Raw genomic sequence first — 13,817 nt, 5'->3', positions numbered from 1 at the left:
ACACGACATGAAAGTGCTGGATGCAGAGGGCCGCGGCCAAGGCGGCGCCGGGATGGGTGGCGATCATGATGTGGGCACCGCGAGCGGCAAGGGGAGCGCGCGGGAGCGCGGTGTGTCAGCGCGGCGGCGCAGCGTGCTGCGCGGCCTGTCCGCCGGCCTGCTGGCGCCGCTGGGCTGGCCGGCCACGTCGGCGCTGGCCTCGACCGGTACAGGCGCCTATCCGAACCGGCCGGTGCGCCTGGTCGTTCCGTTCGCCCCCGGCGGCGCCACCGACACGCTGGGCCGGCTGCTGGGCCGCGCCATGGAGTCCTCGCTGGCCCAGCCGATGGTGGTGGACAACCGTGTTGGCGCGGCGGGTGCCATCGGGGCCACGGCCGTGGCCAAGAGCCCGGCCGATGGCTATTCCGTGCTGCTGGGGGGCGTGGGCACCAACATCGTGCTGGCCTACACGCAGCCTTCGCTGCCATATGACCCGGTGCGGGACCTGATGCCGGTGGCCTACCTCTGCAATGTCGACTATGTGCTGACGGTCGCAGCCGGCAGCCCGTACCGCTCGCTCGACGATTTGCTCGCGGCGGCGCGCAAGCGGCCGCGGGCGGTTTCCTACATGTCCACCGGCATGCTTGGTCCGCTGCATGTCGCGCTCGAATACCTGAGCAAGCGCGCTGGCGTATCGATGGTGCACGTGCCGTACAAGGGCGAAAGCCCGGCGCTGGCCGACCTGCTGGAAGGCCGCATCGACGTCGCCGTGATGACCGTGCCATTCACGCGCCCGCTGGTGCAGGACGGCCGCGTGCGCGTGCTGGCCACCATCAGCGCCGAGCGCACGGCCAGCATGCCCGACGTGCCGACCGTGGCGGAACTGGGCTTTCCCGGCTATGCCGTGCCGATCTGGAACGGCCTGTTCGTGCCGGCCGGGACGCCGGCGCCAGTTGCCGAGCGCCTGCACGCGGCGGCGGCGGCGGCCATCGGCGCGCCCGCCATGCGCGAGCGCATGGTGGCGCTGGGGGTCACGCCCACCGGCGGCACCATCGCCAGCTATGCCAGGTTCCTGCAGTCCGAGCGCGAGCGCTGGACCGCAATGATCCGCGACACCGGACTGATGGCTGGGTAGCCGGCCGTACCAGCGACGCAAGACGTTCCCACCCCATCGCAAGACCCGACAACGCCGCACCGTACGGCGAGGAGACAGCTATGCAACTTCAATGGCAGGGCCTGGCACGCGCGCGCCGATTTGCCGCGGCGTGCGCATGCATCGCGGCATGGTCCGCGCTGAGCCTGGCGGCGCTGCCCGCGCGCGCCGCCGAGACCGTCAAGATCGGCCTGATCCTGGACATGAGCGGGGTCTACGCCGACATCTCCGGCAAGGGCACCGCCACGGCGGCCCAGCTTGCCATTGCCGACTTCGGCGGCAAGGTGCTGGGGCGCGACGTGGAACTGGTGGTGGCCGACCACCAGGGCCGCGCCGACATTGCCGCCAGCAAGGCGCGCGAATGGTTCGACGTGCGCAAGGTCGACGCCATCCATGACGTGACGGGCTCGTCGACGGCGCTGGCCGTGCTCAACGTCGCCCGCGAGAAGGGCAAGGTGTTGGTGCTCAGCGGTCCGGCCTCGGACCGGCTGACCGGCGACCTGTGCTCGGCCACTTCCGTGCACTACGCCTACGACTCCTATGCGCTGGCCAACTCGGTCGCACGTACCGTGGCCAGGCAGGGCGGCAAGCGCTGGTACTTCATCACGGCCGACTACGCTGGTGGCCATGACATCGTCAATGCGGCCCGGGCCGCGCTGGAGCAGGAGGGCGGCAGCGTGGCCGGCGAGGTGCGCCACCCGCTGGGCGCGTCCGACTTTTCGTCCGCGGTGGTACGGGCGCAAGGCAGTGATGCCGGCGTGATCGGCCTGGCCAGCTTTGGCGGCGACCTGGTCAACGTCATCAAGTCGGCGCGCGAGTTCGGTATCCGTGCCGGCGGCAAACAGCGGCTGGCCAGCTTGCTGATGTATGTCAACGACGTCCATGCCATCGGCCTGCAGACCGCACAGGGCATGGTCCTGTCCGAAGCGTTCTACTGGGATATGAACGCGCAGACGCGGGCCTTCTCGCGGCGCTATTTCGACAAGGTCAGGGCCATGCCGAACATGAGCCAGGCGGCCGTCTATTCGTCCGTGCTGCACTACCTGAAGGCGGTGCAGGCCGCCGGTTCGACCGAGGCGCCCGCGGTGATGCGCAAGATGCGCGAGCTGCCCGTGGCGGACTTCTACGCGAAGAACGGCCGCATCCGCGACGATGGGCTGATGGTGCACGACATGTACCTGTTCGAGGTGAAGCGCCCGTCCGAATCGAAATACCCGTGGGACTACTACAAGCTGCTGGCCACCATTCCGGGCGACAAGGCCTTCAAGCCGCTGGCGGAATCGGGCTGTCCGCTGGTGCGTCGCTGACCGGGCGCAAGGCTGCCCAAGGAGATCGTGATGAATGCAAACCTGTATGGGAAAGCTGCCCGCCTTGCCTGGCTGCGCACGGCAGGCATCGCCTTGCTGGCGATGCTCTGCAGCGGCGTGCTGCATGCCGCCGGCTACCCCGACCGACCGGTCACGCTGATCGTGCCGGGCCCGCCTGGCGGCAGCGGCGACATCACCGCGCGGCTGCTGGCCAAGGAACTGGCTGGCAGCTGGGGCCAGCCCGTGCTGGTCGAGAACCGGCCCGGCGGCGGTGGCATTGTCGGCGCCCAGGCGCTGATGCGGGCCCCGGCAGACGGCTACACGCTGATGATGGGCAATACCGGCGTCAATGCCATCAACTACAGCCTGTACCCCAAGCTGCCGTACACGCCCGCCGACATGGCCGGCATTGCCGACGTGCTGGTGTTCTCCAATGTGCTGGTGGTCAAGGCCGACTCGCCGGTGCGCAACGTCGCGGACCTGAAGCGACTAGCCTCCGCACAGCCGGGGCGCCTCACCTTCAGCTCGTCCGGCATCGGCCAGACCACGCACCTGTCGGGCGAACTGTTCAAGCTGCGCACCGGCATCGACGCGTTGCACGTGCCGTACAAGGGCGCCAACCTGGGCCTGGCGGCCGTGATGTCGGGAGAGGTGGCGTTCATGTTTGACAACCTGCCGTCGGCGGAGGGTCAGCTGCGCGCGGGCACCGTCAGGGCCCTGGCCGTGACGGGCGCGGAGCGCGTGCCCGGGCTGCCGCAGGTGCCGACCATGGCGCAGGCAGGCGTGGACGACTTCGTGGTCACCGGGTGGTTCGGGCTGGTGGCGCGCGCCGGCACGCCGCAGCCGGTGATCGCTGCGGTCCACCGGTCGGTGGCCGCCGTCCTGGCCCGCAAGGAGTTTGCCCAGCGGCTGCAACAGCTTGGTGGCCGTCCGGGCGTGCTGGGGCCGGTGGCCTTCGATGCCTTCATGCGCAGCGAGCGCGACCAGTGGGGCAAGGCGGTGAAGGCCTCCGGCGCAACGGCGGAGTAGGGCCTACTCCCCAGTCATCAGCGCCGAGAAATCCCCCACGATCTGCCGCAACAGCCGTGCCGCCGGCGGCGACAACACCCGGCCCTGGCGCGACACGGTCTGGATTTCCCCCTGGTAAAGCAGGGGGTTTTTCATTGGCAGCGACACCACGCGCGCCTCGTTCAGCTGGTTCCACAAGGCCAGGCGCGTACACAGGACATAGCCAAGCCCCGCCGCCGCGAAATGCCCCAGCGCATTGAATGACGAAGTGGTCAGCAGCGACTGCAAGCGCACGCCCTCGCTGATCTCGGCGGCCTCGATGTGCTGGCGCACGCCGAAGGTCCGGTGCAGGGTGGCGCCGGGGTAGGGCAGCAGGTCCTGCAGGTCCAGCGGCCGGCCCAGCTGCGCCAGCGGGTGCGAGGCCAGCACCTGGGTCTGGATCGGCATCGGATGGGCATGGTGGCAGCGCAGCCGCGCGTCCTTGGGCGGCTGGAACACCAGCCCGATATGGGCGCTGCCATCGACAATGCGCTGCACGATTTCGTCGGTGCTGCCCACCGACAGGTCCACCGTGATCCCCGGGTGGGCCAGCATGAAGGTGCGCAGGCTATGGCGCATCAGCCATTCGACGAAGCCTTCGCCCGCCACGATGTCGATATGGCCGCGCGCCACCTTCTGGATGCTGTCGAGTTCGGCCAGCAACTGCTGCTTCTGGTTGTTCTGGTTGCGCACGTAGGCGGCCAGCAGATCGCCCGCCTCGGTGGCAACCACGCCGCGGCCGTGCCGCTCCAGCAGGCGCGTGCCGCAGTCTTTCTCCAGCACGGCGATGGCCCGGCTGACGGCTGAGGGGTCCATGTCGAGGACTTCGGCGGCGCCGCGGACCGAGCCGCTGTCGAGCACCTGCATGAAGTAGCGCACGCGCCGCGTGTCCAGTTTGTCGTCCATCGAAAGCACGTGTTACTCCGCTTGAGCGTTGCATTGAATGCAACAAGTTTCCCATATCACGATCATTGATGAAACGCTCAGGGGCCGGAATACTAACCCGATCCTTCTCGGTAAGCGGTCAACATCGAACCGGAATGCCGAAGAAAGCACTTCTGTGCGACATACGCAGCCTTCCGGCGGAGACACCTGATGACCAACCCCATTGCCCAGCCGGCGCTTGCGTCCGCTTCCCCGATTGCCGCCGTCACCGGCAGTGGCAAGGTACGACTGGCCGTTGTCACGCTGCTCGTGGTGGCGATTGCCGAAACCATTGGCGCGGTGCAGTTCAAGCTGGGGCCGGGCAAGGTCGTGCTGATGCCGATGCTGTGGGCGCTGCTGATGGCCGCGGCGTGGGGCATCGCGGCCAGGAACGTGCCGCGTGCGGTGCGCATCGACGCGCCGCTGCAATCGCTGGCCACCGGGCTGCTCAATGCCGGGCTGCTGCTGTTCGTGGTGAAGCTCGGCCTGACCGTGGGCGGCGCGCTGCCGCAGCTCAAGGGCGCGGGCTGGGCGCTGCTGTTCCAGGAGTTCGGGCACGCGCTCGGCACGCTGGCGCTGGGCCTGCCGCTGGCCTTGCTGCTGGGCATCAAGCGCGAGGCCGTGGGCGCGACCTTCTCGGTCGGGCGCGAGGGCAATATCGTCATCATTGGCGAGAAATACGGCATGGCGTCGCCGGAAGGCCGCGGCGTGCTGGCCGAGTACATCACCGGCACTGTGCTGGGCGCGCTCTTCATCGCGGTGCTGTCGGGGTTTGTCAGCAGCCTGGGCATCTTCGATCCGCGTTCGCTGGCCATGGGTGCCGGTGTGGGCTCGGGCAGCCTGATGGCGGCGGCCGTCGGCGCCATCGTCGCGCAGCACCCGGGGCAGGCTTCCGAGATCATGGCGATTGCCGCGGCGTCGAACCTGCTGACCTCGGTGGCGGGCTTCTATTTCACGCTGTTCCTGTCGCTGCCGCTGTGTTCGTGGCTGTACGGCAAGCTGGAGCCGGTGCTGGGCCGCTTCTCGCGCCGTGACGCCATGCGCGAGGTGCAGGACGTCAAGCTGGACGGCGCGCTGGCGCACGGCACCTCGGCGCGGGATGCCGCGCTAGGCTGGTTCGTGGTCGGTGCCGGCGTGCTGATCGGCAACAAGCTGTCATACAACGTGCCGCTGTCGGTATCGCTCAAGGGCATCCTGGTGGCCATTGCCATCGTGGCGGCCTGCGATCTGCTCAAGCGCGTGTTCCCGCGCGTGCCGCTGCTGCTGACGATGTCGGTGGTGGTCACGCTGATCGGCGTACCGGGGATGTTCCCGTTCTCCGACGCCGTCATCGCCATGACGGAAAAACTCAACTTTATGACCTTCACCACGCCGGTGCTGGCGCTGGCGGGCTTCTCGGTGGCCAAGGACCTGCCGGTGTTCCGGCTGCTCGGCTGGCGCATCGTGGTGGTGTCGCTGACGGCCACGGCCGGCACCTTCCTCGGCGCCACGCTGATTGCCGAGTTCTTCCACTGAACCCCACCCGCAGCGGAGATTACCCATGTATCGCGACCCCGACATTGCCGACGACATCCGCCAGGACATGCTGGCCTGGCGCCGCGACATTCACACTGTTCCGGAAACCGCATTCGAAGAACACCGCACCGCCGGCATCGTGGCCCAGGCGCTGGGCTTGATGGACATCGAGGTACAGCGCGGGCTGGCGACGACGGGCGTGGTCGGCACGCTGCGCAACGGCGACGGCCCCAGCATCGCGCTGCGCGCGGACCTGGATGCGCTGAACATGCAGGAGCTGGGCAAGGCCGCCCACGCGTCCACCTGCGCGGGCAAGATGCACGCCTGCGGCCACGACGGCCATACCGCCATGCTGCTGGGCGCGGCCGCGCACCTGTCGCGCAACCGCGATGCCTTCCGCGGCACCGTGCATTTCGTGTTCCAGCCCGCCGAGGAGAATGAAGGCGGCGGCCGCGTGATGGTGGAAGAGGGCCTGTTCGACCAGTTCCCGGCCGATGCCGTCTATGGCATGCACAACTTCCCCCAGTTGCCGCGCGGCAAGTTCGCCATCCGCGCCGGCACCATGACCGCGTTCCTCGACAACTTCGAGATCGTCATCACCGGCAAGGGCGCGCATGGCGCCCAGCCGCACCATGGCATTGACTCGGTGGTCGTCTCAGCGCACCTGATCACCGCGCTGCAGACCATTGCCAGCCGCCGCACCGATCCCACCGACTCGGTCGTGGTCAGCATCACGCAGATCCACGGCGGCGATACCTGGAACGTGCTGCCTGAGTCGGTGGTGCTGCGCGGCACCATCCGCACGCTGAACCCCGCCGTGCGCGATCGCACGCAGACCGCGATGCGGCAGATCTGCGAGGGCGTGGGCACGACCCACGGCGCGCGGATCGCGATTGACTACCGCCCCGGCTACCCCGGCGTGGTCAACACCCCCGCCGAGACCGCCGTCGCCATTGCCGCCGCCGCGCAACTGGTGGGCGCCGACAACGTGAAGACCGATATCAAGCCGGCAATGGGATCGGAGGACTTCGCCTTCATGCTGGAAAAGCGCCCCGGCGCCTATATCGGCATCGGCGCGGGTGAAAGCGCGGAGGACCCGCCCTTGCACAATCCCTACTACGACTTCAACGACAGGATCCTGCCGCTGGGCGCGGCGTATTGGGTGGCGTTGGTCGCGCAGCAATTGCCGGCCAGATGATCCGCGCCCGTCAGGACATGCGGGCCGCTTGCGCGAACACGTTCAGGAAGCCGAGCGCGGGATGCGCGCTGGTTTGCGCTTCGATGCTGGCAGCCAGCACCGGCGCCGGCAGCCAGGGATAGGGCAGTGCCGCCTGCAAGGCCGCCAGCGTGACCGCGCCGGGATCGGCGATCGTGTCCATCCGTTCGATATGGATATGCAGGCTGGCGATACGGTACGTGCCGTCATCGTCGGCGGCAAAGCCCCAGCGGTAATAGCCCTTGCCGACGCGCAAGGCGCTGGCCGCGGTTTCCCGCATCACCACCAGCCAGGGGATCGTCATGGCGTTGCCGTCCAGCGCCGCGGCAACGTCGCCGATGTAGTAAGTCCGGCAGCGGTCGAAACTCTTCGCAAACTCGCTGACCAGCGTCGAGGCAATGGCATCTGCGCCATCGGCCTTGGGCGGGAAGCTGATGGAGTCGGTATCGATCGAGAAGGTCAGCGACGCATCCGGAGCAAAAGCTTCGTGGATCAGCGCCGGGCGGTTGTTGTCCTTGGCCTCGACGTATTGGGCCAGCCGGGCTTTGGCGGTGGCGAGCGGGATTGTGTTCATGCTGGGCTCAAGGGTATGGGTTGAAAGGCGGGGGCCGCCGGGGTGTTGCGGCGAGTTTGATAGAATTTGGCACAAAGCTTGTATCAAAAGCTAAGTGGACATTCCGCCGATGGCAACGACTCCTGCAAACAAGAACCTGACCGTAACGCATCCGGCGTGCCTGGTCGACGGCTCGGACCGTGAGTTCCGGCACCTGGTGAATGGCCTGCTGCCATTTGCCGCGCGCCTGCTGTCCGTGCGCGACGGCTTTGGCAGCCTGATCGGCCTGACAGGGGTCCAGTACTCGCTGATCCGCTCGATCCTGCACCTGTCGCAGCAAGGCGAGGTGACGGTCAACCAGCTCGCCGACCATCTGCACCTGAGCGGCCCGTTCATCACCATCGAGACCGGCAAGCTCAAGCAGCTGGGGCTGATCGACAAGAAGGCCCATCCCGAAGACAAGCGCAAGATGCGTCTGACCATCACCGCCGCCGGGACCCGTCTGCTCAATGAACTGCTGCCGGTGCAGCAGCAGATCAACGACGTATTGTTCGACGGCGTGTCCCGCACCGAATTCAAGGTGCTGTGCTCGGTGGTCGACCGGCTGGTCGCCAACGGCGATCGCGCCGCGCTGGATCTCGAACACCTGCAGGCGCGCCGGCAGAAAGGCTAGTGCGCGGCCCACTGCACCGTGCCGACATCGATGCCTTCCTGGTGCATCTCCCATAGCGGGCTCAGTTCACGCAGGCGGGTAACGGTCTCGCTGACCTGCCGGATGACCTCGTCCACCTCTGCCTCAGTGGTGTAGCGCCCAAGGGTAAAGCGGATCGAGCTATGTGCCAGCTCGTCGCTGCGTCCCAGCGCCCGCAGCACGAACGAGGGCTCCAGTGAAGCCGAGGTGCAGGCCGAGCCCGACGACACCGCCACGTCCTTGATGCCCATGATCAGCGATTCGCCTTCGACATAGTTGAAGCTGATGTTCAGGTTGTGCGGGATACGGTGCGCCAGGCTGCCGTTGACGTAGACCTCGTCCAGCCGCGACAGCCCCGCCAGCAGCCGGTCGCGCAACGCGCCCACGCGGCGCGCTTCCTCCGCAAGTTCCAGCTTTGCCAGCCTGAAGGCCTCTCCCATGCCCACGATCTGGTGCGTCGGCAGGGTGCCTGAGCGCATGCCGCGCTCATGTCCGCCGCCGTGGGTCTGCGCCTCGATGCGGATGCGCGGCTTGCGCCGCACGTAGAGCGCGCCGATGCCCTTGGGGCCATAGACCTTGTGCGCCGTCACGGTGAGCAGGTCGATCTTCAGGGTTTCCAGGTCGATGGCAATCTTGCCGGCGGCCTGCACCGCATCGCAATGGAACACCACCCCCGCCGCGCGGCAGAGCTCGCCGATCTGCGCGACCGGCTGGATCACGCCGATCTCATTGTTGACCATCATCACCGACACCAGGATGGTGTCCGGCCGCATGGCCGCGCGCAGCGCGTCAAGGTCGACCAGGCCATCGGTGCCGACGTCGAGATAGGTCACCTCAAAGCCCTGCCGCTCCAGCTCGCGGCAGGTATCGAGCACCGCCTTGTGCTCGGTCTTGACCGTGATGATGTGCTTGCCCTTGCCGCGATAGAAATGCGCCGCGCCCTTGATCGCCAGGTTGTTACCCTCGGTCGCGCCGGAGGTCCAGATGATTTCGCGCGGGTCCGCATTCAGCAGCGCCGCCACATGCGCGCGTGCGGCCTCGACCGCCTCTTCCGCCTGCCAGCCGTAGTAATGGCTGCGCGATGCGGGGTTGCCGAACTGCTGGTGCAGGTAGGGAACCATCTTCTCGACGACCCGGGTGTCGACCGGCGTCGTCGCGCTGTAGTCCATGTAGATCGGAAGGGCCTTCGGCTCGGATTGCATAGCGCTCATTCCTGGCGGCGGATGTGGGGACGACCGTGGGCAAAGCGTACCCGCTGGTCAAGCAAAGTGGGGCCGAGTCTAGCACCGGGCAGCGGCCGTTCGCGGCGGTGCCATGCTGCCGGTAGGGTTGCTTGACGCGCGGACAGCTGCAATTCCGGCCGCGTGGCGGCATCTGTCCGCTAGCCGGAAAACCTTGTCCAGCAAGGGTTTCCGGACTTCGTTGAGTCGCCTCGTTGGGACTGTCCGGCTCCGCACTCTAGGGTTTCCACCAACTTGAATGGCGTTGTTTTCTAGCATTCAATAAAACCTAAGTTACAAAGGTAAATAAACAAAGTAACCGGTTTGATGAGAACACTTGCGTAGGAGTCGTGATGGCTGAGTCATCTGTTGGTCAGGGCGTCAAAGCGGACGCAGAAGCGCACCGCCGCTTCAGGAATGCGTTGGCGATGTTTGCAACAGGCGTTGCCGTGATTACCGCGCCGCGCGAAGAAGGGCTGCCGGTTGGCATCACGGTGGCGTCGTTCAACTCGGTATCGCTGGACCCGCCGCTGGTGCTGTTCTCGGTGGACCGCCGCTGCCTGAGCCTGGGCGACCTGCGCAGCGCGCGGCGCTATGCCGTCAACGTGCTGGCCGAGGCGCAGCAGGATATCTCGAACCGCTTCGCCAGGGCCAATTCCGGCAAGTGGGAAGGCATCGATTTCAGCAAGCGCAACGAGGACAGCCACGTGCTGCTGCCGGACGCGCTGGCCACCTTCGAGTGCGAGCCCTATGCCATGCACGACGGAGGCGATCACGTGATCTTTATCGGGCGGGTGGTCCGTCACCAGGCCCGCCAGGATGGCCGGCCCCTCATCTTCTTTGGCGGCAAGTACCGGGCACTGGAAGGCAGCCCGGCCGCTGCCTGAATCCACAAGAACAGACAGTCAGCACAGGAGAACGACATGATCAAGACCGGTAACCAGCACATCGCCATGCTGCGCGATGGCCGCGAGGTGTATCTGGACGGCAAGCGGGTGACGGATGTCACCAGCCATCCGGCTTTCCGCAACTCGATCCGCAGCTACGCCAACCTTTATGACTTCCAGGCGCAGCCCGGCAATGTCGACAAGATGACCTTCCAGCCGGCGGGCACCGACCGGCGCGTCAGCCGGATCTGGGAGCTGCCGGCCAGCTACAACGAACTGGTCGAGCGCCGCCAGATGCTGGAAGCCTGGACCGAGCTGCACTACGGCTTCATGGGCCGCTCGCCCGACCACGTGGCCTCTTGCATCTCGGGCATGTACATGGGCATCGATGTTTTCGAGCAGGCCGATCCGGCACGTGCCGGTGCGCTGCGCGACTACTACCGCTATGCCCGCGACAATGACCTGTTCCTCACCTATGTGATCGTCAACCCGCAGGCCAACCAGTCCAAGTCCGCGCACGAGCAGGAGGACAAATACCTGGCGGTGGGCATCGTCGACCAGGACGCGGAGGGCATCACCGTGCGCGGCGCCAAGATGCTGGCCACCAGCGGCATCATGGCCAACGAGGTCTTCTGCAGCTGCATCCAGCCGCTGCGCGAGGGCGACGAGATGTATGCGCTGTCCTTCGCGGTGCCGATGAACACCAAGGGCCTGAAGGTGATGTCGCGCAAGTCGTACGAAGCCAATGCCACCTCGGTGTTCGACAACCCGCTGGCCAGCCGCTTTGACGAGAACGACGCGGTGCTCTATTTCGACGACGTCAAGGTGCCGTGGGAGCGCATCTTCGTCGCGGGCGACGTGGGCTTGTGCGCCAGGCAATTCCACGCCACGCCGGCGCACGTCTACCAGAACTACCAGTGCCAGGTGCGGCTGATGGTGAAGCTGCGCTTCCTGGTGGGCCTGGCGCACCGCATCACCGAGATCAACGGCACCAACAGCTTCCCGCAGGTCAGGGAAATGCTGGGCCAGCTGGCCGCCGAGGCGGGCATGGTCGAGGCCTGGGTCTACGGCATGGAGGCCAAGGGCCAGGTCGGCAAGCACGGCTACTTCGTGCCGGACCGCAGCATGCTGTACGGCTCGCAGGTGGTCACCCAGCAGCTCTATGGCAAGGTGCTGGCCACGCTGCGCGAGCTGGCCGGCGGCGGCATGATCATGCTGCCGTCGAGCATCGAGGATTTCGCCAATCCGTCGCTCGCCGGGATCATCGCCAAGACGCAGAAGTCGCCGGTGTGCAGCCCGGAAGAGCGCGTCAAGTTCTTCAAGCTCGCCTGGGACGCGGTCGGCTCCGAGTTTGCGTCGCGCCACAACCAGTACGAGATGTTCTACGCGGGCGCCACCTTCGTCACCAAGGGGCATGCCTACCGCACCTACGACTGGCAGAACGCATCCGGCCTGGTCGACAACATGCTCGGCAGCTATTCCCTTGAAAGCGAACTGGCCAAGCTGCCGCAGGCCGCCTGATTTCCCCCACCTTTCCCAATTCCCGCATCGAACACGGAGATCGACATGGCAATCACCAAACTTCACGACGAGTTCCACACTCTGGACCTGGAGTCCGGCTGGGAAGTCCCTCACGGCTATCCCTCGGGCATCCAGCAGAAGATCCTGTCCGGCTCGCTGGACGAGGGCGGCCGCAGCGGCAGCCGCACCCGCCTGCTGCGCTTCCAGCCCGGCGTGTTCACCACCTCGCCCTTCGTGCATGAGTACTGGGAAGAGGTCTATCTGCTCAGCGGCGACCTGACCGTCGGCAACGACGCCAATGGCAAGGGCGGCGAAGCCTTCGTCCCCAACACCTACGCCTGCCGCCCGCCCGGTGCCTTCCACGGCCCGTTCAAGTCCGACGGCGGCTGCATGCTGCTGGAGATCCACTACTACGACCCGGCCTGATCATGGAAGCGACCATCGCAACCGCACAGCGCCAGCTTGCCGCGGGCAGCGCCAACGCGCAGTCCCTACTGGCGTCCTGCGTCGAACGTATCTGCAATCCCGGCGGCGAGGGCGCGCGCGTGTTTCCGCATGGCGTGAGCATGGCAGCGCGCAAGCAGGCCCAGGCCTGCGACATGCTGCGCGAGCAGGGCGTGGCCGGCCCACTGGCGGGCGTGCCGGTGTCCGTCAAGGACCTGTTCGACGTGCAGGGCGACGTGACCCGCGCCGGCGCCCGGGTGCTGCCGGAGCGTGCCGCCAGCGCCGATGCACCGGTCATCGCGCGCTTGCGTGCAGCGGGGGCGGTGTTTGTCGGACGCACCAATATGACCGAGTTCGCCTACTCGGGCGTCGGAATCAATCCGCACTACGGCACGCCGCGCAATCCTTATGACCGGCCAGCGGGCCGCATTCCCGGCGGCTCCTCGTCGGGGGCAGCGGTGTCGGTGACCGACGGCATGGCACTGGCCGCGGTCGGCTCCGACACCGGCGGTTCCTGCCGGATCCCGGCGGCGCTATGCGGCATCGCGGGCTTCAAGCCCACGGCGCGGCGCGTGCCGCTGCAGGGCACGGTGCCGCTGTCGCCCAGCTATGACTCGGTGGGCTGCCTGGCCAATACCGTGGCGTGCTGCGCCGCCATCGATGCCGTGATGGCGGGCGAGGCGCCGCCCGCGGGGCCAGTGCCGCTGGCCGGGCTGCGCCTGGCGGTGCCCGCCGGCCTGGTGCTGGAAGGCATGTCGGACGAGGTGGCCGAGGTCTTCAGCCGCACGCTGCGCCGGCTGTCGGCGGCGGGCGCGCTGCTGCAGGACGTGAGCTTCGACAGCTGGGACCAGCTGGCCGGCATCGGCGCCAACGGCGGCCTGGTCGCCGCGGAAGCCAGTGCCTGGCACGGCAGCCTGCTGGCCGAGCAGTCTGATCGCTATGACCCGCGCGTGCTGTCGCGCATCCGGCTGGCCGATGGTCAACGTGCCGCCGACTACCTGCGCATGCTGCAGCGCCGGGGCGAGCTGTGCCGGCAGGCCGATGCCGAGCTGGCGGGCTTCGACGCAGTGGTCCTGCCCACCGCGCCGGTCGTGGCGCCGCGCATTGCGGACCTGGACGACGACGAAGCCTTCTTCCGTACCAACCGGCTGCTGCTGCGCAACCCGGCCATCGCCAACATGCTCGACCTGTGCGCGCTGTCAGTCCCGTGCCATCGCCTGGGCGACGCACCGGTGGGACTGATGCTGTTCGGGCGCCACCTGTCCGACCGCAGGCTGCTGGCCATCGGCATGGGCATCGAGGCGGCATTGCGGCACGAACGGGGCTGAGCTCCCGCAGCAGTACAGAAGTACCCATAACT

13 protein-coding genes are annotated in these 13,817 nt (G+C 67.2%); 10 read left to right on the top strand and 3 right to left on the bottom strand.

Translation table 11 applies throughout. The features are described 5' to 3' along the window. Positions 1-7 precede the first annotated feature (7 nt). The 3 genes from RS901_RS32965 to RS901_RS32955 all read left to right on the top strand — a co-directional run bounded on the left by RS901_RS32965 (position 8) and on the right by RS901_RS32955 (position 3,468). Positions 8-1,114 (top strand): tripartite tricarboxylate transporter substrate binding protein, encoded by a 1,107-nt coding sequence (locus tag RS901_RS32965; RefSeq protein WP_316154862.1) that lies wholly within the window; start codon positions 8-10, stop codon positions 1,112-1,114. 80 nt (positions 1,115-1,194) lie between these two features. After that, positions 1,195-2,439, top strand: a complete 1,245-nt coding sequence (locus RS901_RS32960; protein WP_316154861.1) for an ABC transporter substrate-binding protein — start codon at positions 1,195-1,197, stop codon at positions 2,437-2,439. Between the two features lie 30 nt (positions 2,440-2,469). Beyond that, on the top strand, positions 2,470-3,468 hold the full coding sequence (locus tag RS901_RS32955) for a tripartite tricarboxylate transporter substrate binding protein (RefSeq protein WP_316154860.1): 999 nt from the start codon (positions 2,470-2,472) through the stop codon (positions 3,466-3,468). Between the two features lie 3 nt (positions 3,469-3,471). Here RS901_RS32955 and RS901_RS32950 read toward each other — a convergent pair whose 3' ends face one another. Then, positions 3,472-4,392 carry a LysR family transcriptional regulator gene (locus tag RS901_RS32950; protein ID WP_316154859.1) on the bottom strand — a complete coding sequence of 307 codons (921 nt, stop codon included), beginning with the start codon at positions 4,390-4,392 and terminating at the stop codon, positions 3,472-3,474. 189 nt (positions 4,393-4,581) lie between these two features. On the opposite strand from RS901_RS32950, the gene RS901_RS32945 reads away from it, so the two are divergent. Continuing rightward, a complete protein-coding gene (locus RS901_RS32945) occupies positions 4,582-5,925 on the top strand; it encodes a DUF3100 domain-containing protein (RefSeq protein ID WP_316154858.1) in 1,344 nt (447 codons plus the stop codon). Between the two features lie 25 nt (positions 5,926-5,950). Then, positions 5,951-7,123, top strand: coding sequence for a M20 aminoacylase family protein (locus tag RS901_RS32940; RefSeq protein ID WP_316154857.1), 1,173 nt, complete (start codon positions 5,951-5,953; stop codon positions 7,121-7,123). A gap of 10 nt (positions 7,124-7,133) precedes the next feature. Here RS901_RS32940 and RS901_RS32935 read toward each other — a convergent pair whose 3' ends face one another. Next, positions 7,134-7,715 (bottom strand): nuclear transport factor 2 family protein, encoded by a 582-nt coding sequence (locus RS901_RS32935; RefSeq protein WP_316154856.1) that lies wholly within the window; start codon positions 7,713-7,715, stop codon positions 7,134-7,136. Positions 7,716-7,824: 109 nt separating this feature from the next. Between RS901_RS32935 and RS901_RS32930 the strand changes: the two genes are divergently transcribed. Continuing rightward, positions 7,825-8,367 carry a MarR family winged helix-turn-helix transcriptional regulator gene (locus RS901_RS32930; protein WP_316154855.1) on the top strand — a complete coding sequence of 181 codons (543 nt, stop codon included), beginning with the start codon at positions 7,825-7,827 and terminating at the stop codon, positions 8,365-8,367. Here RS901_RS32930 and RS901_RS32925 read toward each other — a convergent pair. After that, complete coding sequence (locus RS901_RS32925; protein WP_316154854.1) at positions 8,364-9,587, bottom strand: IscS subfamily cysteine desulfurase; 1,224 nt, start codon at positions 9,585-9,587, stop codon at positions 8,364-8,366. The genes RS901_RS32930 and RS901_RS32925 overlap by 4 nt on opposite strands. A 371-nt stretch (positions 9,588-9,958) precedes the next feature. On the opposite strand from RS901_RS32925, the gene RS901_RS32920 reads away from it, so the two are divergent. From RS901_RS32920 to RS901_RS32905, 4 genes are read left to right on the top strand one after another with little or no spacing between them, the layout of a single operon-like run. Then, entirely contained in the window at positions 9,959-10,492 is a 534-nt protein-coding gene (locus RS901_RS32920; RefSeq protein WP_316154853.1) for a flavin reductase family protein, read from the top strand. A gap of 36 nt (positions 10,493-10,528) precedes the next feature. Beyond that, positions 10,529-12,013 (top strand): 4-hydroxyphenylacetate 3-hydroxylase family protein, encoded by a 1,485-nt coding sequence (locus RS901_RS32915; protein ID WP_114136336.1) that lies wholly within the window; start codon positions 10,529-10,531, stop codon positions 12,011-12,013. Positions 12,014-12,058: 45 nt separating this feature from the next. Beyond that, complete coding sequence (locus RS901_RS32910; protein WP_078199353.1) at positions 12,059-12,439, top strand: cupin domain-containing protein; 381 nt, start codon at positions 12,059-12,061, stop codon at positions 12,437-12,439. A gap of 2 nt (positions 12,440-12,441) precedes the next feature. After that, positions 12,442-13,785, top strand: coding sequence for an amidase (locus RS901_RS32905; RefSeq protein WP_316154852.1), 1,344 nt, complete (start codon positions 12,442-12,444; stop codon positions 13,783-13,785). The last annotated feature ends 32 nt before the right edge of the window (positions 13,786-13,817 follow it).

Source organism: Cupriavidus sp. BIC8F, from assembly GCF_032465815.1.
GTDB lineage: Bacteria > Pseudomonadota > Gammaproteobacteria > Burkholderiales > Burkholderiaceae > Cupriavidus > Cupriavidus necator.
This window is presented reverse-complemented; position numbering and strand designations above follow the sequence as displayed.

What these genes read in the sequence shown, in the direction of transcription:
- RS901_RS32915 (WP_114136336.1), top strand. Translation starts at nt 10,529, where the DNA reads ATGATCAAGACCGGTAACCAGCACATCGCCATGCTGCGCGATGGCCGC.
- RS901_RS32960 (WP_316154861.1), top strand. Translation starts at nt 1,195, where the DNA reads ATGCAACTTCAATGGCAGGGCCTGGCACGCGCGCGCCGATTTGCCGCG.
- RS901_RS32940 (WP_316154857.1), top strand. Translation starts at nt 5,951, where the DNA reads ATGTATCGCGACCCCGACATTGCCGACGACATCCGCCAGGACATGCTG.
- RS901_RS32945 (WP_316154858.1), top strand. Translation starts at nt 4,582, where the DNA reads ATGACCAACCCCATTGCCCAGCCGGCGCTTGCGTCCGCTTCCCCGATT.
- RS901_RS32925 (WP_316154854.1), bottom strand. Translation starts at nt 9,587, where the DNA reads ATGCAATCCGAGCCGAAGGCCCTTCCGATCTACATGGACTACAGCGCG.
- RS901_RS32950 (WP_316154859.1), bottom strand. Translation starts at nt 4,392, where the DNA reads ATGGACGACAAACTGGACACGCGGCGCGTGCGCTACTTCATGCAGGTG.
- RS901_RS32965 (WP_316154862.1), top strand. Translation starts at nt 8, where the DNA reads ATGAAAGTGCTGGATGCAGAGGGCCGCGGCCAAGGCGGCGCCGGGATG.
- RS901_RS32905 (WP_316154852.1), top strand. Translation starts at nt 12,442, where the DNA reads ATGGAAGCGACCATCGCAACCGCACAGCGCCAGCTTGCCGCGGGCAGC.
- RS901_RS32920 (WP_316154853.1), top strand. Translation starts at nt 9,959, where the DNA reads ATGGCTGAGTCATCTGTTGGTCAGGGCGTCAAAGCGGACGCAGAAGCG.
- RS901_RS32955 (WP_316154860.1), top strand. Translation starts at nt 2,470, where the DNA reads ATGAATGCAAACCTGTATGGGAAAGCTGCCCGCCTTGCCTGGCTGCGC.
- RS901_RS32910 (WP_078199353.1), top strand. Translation starts at nt 12,059, where the DNA reads ATGGCAATCACCAAACTTCACGACGAGTTCCACACTCTGGACCTGGAG.
- RS901_RS32930 (WP_316154855.1), top strand. Translation starts at nt 7,825, where the DNA reads ATGGCAACGACTCCTGCAAACAAGAACCTGACCGTAACGCATCCGGCG.
- RS901_RS32935 (WP_316154856.1), bottom strand. Translation starts at nt 7,715, where the DNA reads ATGAACACAATCCCGCTCGCCACCGCCAAAGCCCGGCTGGCCCAATAC.